We start from the raw sequence: 2,366 nt of genomic DNA, 5'->3' as shown, positions 1-2,366 counted from the left end.
GTCCTTCGGCGCGGTGGCGGCGGCGGGCGTGGCGGCGCGGTCGGTGCCCGGGGTGGGCGCCCGGTCGCAGGCGGCGAGGCCGACGACGGCCGCGGTGATGCTGAGCGCAAGCAAGGCGCGAACGGGTTTCATCGGGTCTCTCCCTTATGGCGGGCGCGTGTCGCGCCGAACCTCCGAAGGCTAGAGGGCGTCCGGTGAAGGCGCAAGCGAGGCCCGGAAGGACAGGCCTGGCCTACGTGACGCGGGTCAGGCGACCGCGGTTTCCATCGGCGGGGCAGGCAGCAGCGCGCAACGCCGCTGGGCGTCGGCCAGGCCCCGGGCCGCGAGCCAGTCCCAGGCGGTGCCGGCGTCGTGCTCGAAATAGGCCTTGGCCGATCCGAGCCGGAACGTATAGCCCCACGCGTCCATGTCGGCGAGCACGCGTGCGCGGCCGACACCGGGCAGTTGGTCGCCGAGCAGCGCCTGCAGCACGCAGACCGCGTCCTCTTCCTCGATCGAGTCGGTGGCGTCGGTGTGCACCGCGGTGCGGCACTCCGGCGGCAGCACGATGAGGTGGCAGGCCTCGTGGAGCATCGAGTGCACCGGCGTGTCGTCGCGGGCGTACACGTCGGTACCGATGATGCCGGCCTCGCATTCGCCCCAGTAGCTGCCCGGGATCGGCGCGCCATCGGCCACCCGGACCAGCGCCAGGCCATAGCGGGCCAGCAACGCGGTCGGGGCGGCGAAGCCGATGTCGGCGAGGGTGAGCATCGAGCGACCGGGGCGCGTGCCGCGCCCCGGCGATTTCAGCCGTTGGCGACGGCGCGGGTGTCGCCCGCCTCGGGCAGGGCGACGGAGATATCCAGCACCTTGTTGTCGCCATCGCCCATCAGGTCGACCTTGACCGCCTCGGCATCGACGCTGACGTACTTGCGGATGACCTCGAGCAGCTCGCGCTGCAGCATCGGCAGGTAGTCGGGGCCGCCACGCGTCGCGCGCTCGTGCGCGACGATGATCCGCAGGCGGTCCTTGGCGACGGACGCGGTCTGCTTCTTGGCCAGCAGGAAGTCGAACATGCCCATGACCTAACCTCCGAACATCTTGCTGAAGAAGCCCTTCTTCTCGGGAAGGACGAACCGCATCGGGCGGGTGTCGCCGAGCAGGCGGGCAACGGCGTCGTCGTACGCCTGTGCGGCGTCGGAGTCGGCATCGAGGATCACCGGCTCGCCCTTGTTGGAGGCGTGCAGGACGTCACTGGACTCGGGGATCACGCCGATCGTCTTGAGGCCGAGGATTTCCTCGACGTCGCCGACGCTGAGCATCTCGCCCGATTCCACGCGCTTGGGGCTGTAGCGGGTCAGCAGCAGGTGCTCCTTCACGCGCTCGCCGTTCTCGGCGCGGCGGGTCTTGCTCGCCAGCAGGCCGAGGATGCGGTCGGAGTCGCGCACCGAGGAGACTTCCGGGTTGACCACCACGACGGCCTGGTCGGCGAAGTACATCGCCAGGAAGGCGCCCTTCTCGATGCCGGCCGGGGAGTCGGCCACGATGTAGTCGAAACCGTCGGCGGCCAGGTCCTCCAGGACCTTCTGCACGCCTTCCTTGGTCAGCGCGTCCTTGTCGCGCGTCTGCGACGCGGCAAGGACGTAGAGGTTCTCGAACCGCTTGTCCTTGATCAGCGACTGCTTGAGCGTGGACTCGCCGTTGACCACGTTGACGAAGTCGTACACCACGCGTCGCTCGCAACCCATGATCAGGTCGAGGTTGCGCAGGCCGACGTCGAAGTCGATGACGGCCACCTTGTGGCCACGGCGCGCGAGGCCACAGGCAAGGGAGGCACTGGTCGTGGTCTTGCCGACGCCGCCCTTGCCCGACGTGACTACGATGATTTCGGCCAAGTTCTGATCCTCCGGAGATTGGGGTGTTGCATATGGGGGTGTGACGGATCCCGCGTGACAGGATGCCCGTTTTGCCGCGTCAGGTGGCGTCCAGCGCGGCGATGTGCAGTTGGCCGTCCTCCAGCCAGACCTGCACCGCCTTACCGCGCAGGTCCTTCGGGATTTCCTCGAGCACCTTGTAGTGGCCGGCGATGGCGACCAGCTCGGCATGGAACTCGCGGCAGAAGATGCGCGCCTGCCCGTTGCCCTGCGCGCCGGCAAGCGCGCGGCCGCGGAGCGGACCGTAGATGTGGACCGAACCGTCGGCGATGACTTCGGCGCCGGCGCCGACCGCGGTCAGGATGGTGAGGTCGCGGTTGTCGGCGTACAGCTGCTGGCCCGACCGCACGAGCGCGGCGTGGACCAGCCCGGGGCTGGCGCCGGTGGCGGTCACCAGGGCCGGTGGCGGCGGGGCTTCGCGCGGCGGTGCGGAGGCGGTGCGCGGGACTGCGG

At 69.8% G+C, this 2,366-nt stretch carries 4 protein-coding genes; all 4 read right to left on the bottom strand.

Annotated elements, in window-relative coordinates:
• Positions 1-246: 246 nt before the first annotated feature.
• Positions 247-750: a hypothetical protein gene (locus ACKVMH_RS13270; RefSeq protein ID WP_412700634.1), complete on the bottom strand. Its 504-nt coding sequence runs from the start codon at positions 748-750 to the stop codon at positions 247-249.
• Between the two features lie 35 nt (positions 751-785).
• Positions 786-1,061: a cell division topological specificity factor MinE gene (gene minE, locus ACKVMH_RS13265; RefSeq protein ID WP_215218432.1), complete on the bottom strand. Its 276-nt coding sequence runs from the start codon at positions 1,059-1,061 to the stop codon at positions 786-788.
• Positions 1,062-1,064: 3 nt separating this feature from the next.
• A complete protein-coding gene (gene minD, locus ACKVMH_RS13260; RefSeq protein WP_215218431.1) occupies positions 1,065-1,874 on the bottom strand; it encodes a septum site-determining protein MinD in 810 nt (269 codons plus the stop codon).
• 79 nt (positions 1,875-1,953) lie between these two features.
• The coding region (gene minC, locus ACKVMH_RS13255) for a septum site-determining protein MinC (protein WP_412700633.1) at positions 1,954-2,366 on the bottom strand (413 nt) is incomplete at its 5' end.

It is taken from the genome of Lysobacter zhanggongensis (assembly GCF_046638635.1).
GTDB classification, from domain to species: Bacteria; Pseudomonadota; Gammaproteobacteria; order Xanthomonadales; family Xanthomonadaceae; genus Novilysobacter; species Novilysobacter luteus.
The sequence above is the reverse complement of the archived record's forward strand: the minus strand, read 5'-3'. Positions and strand labels throughout refer to the sequence as shown.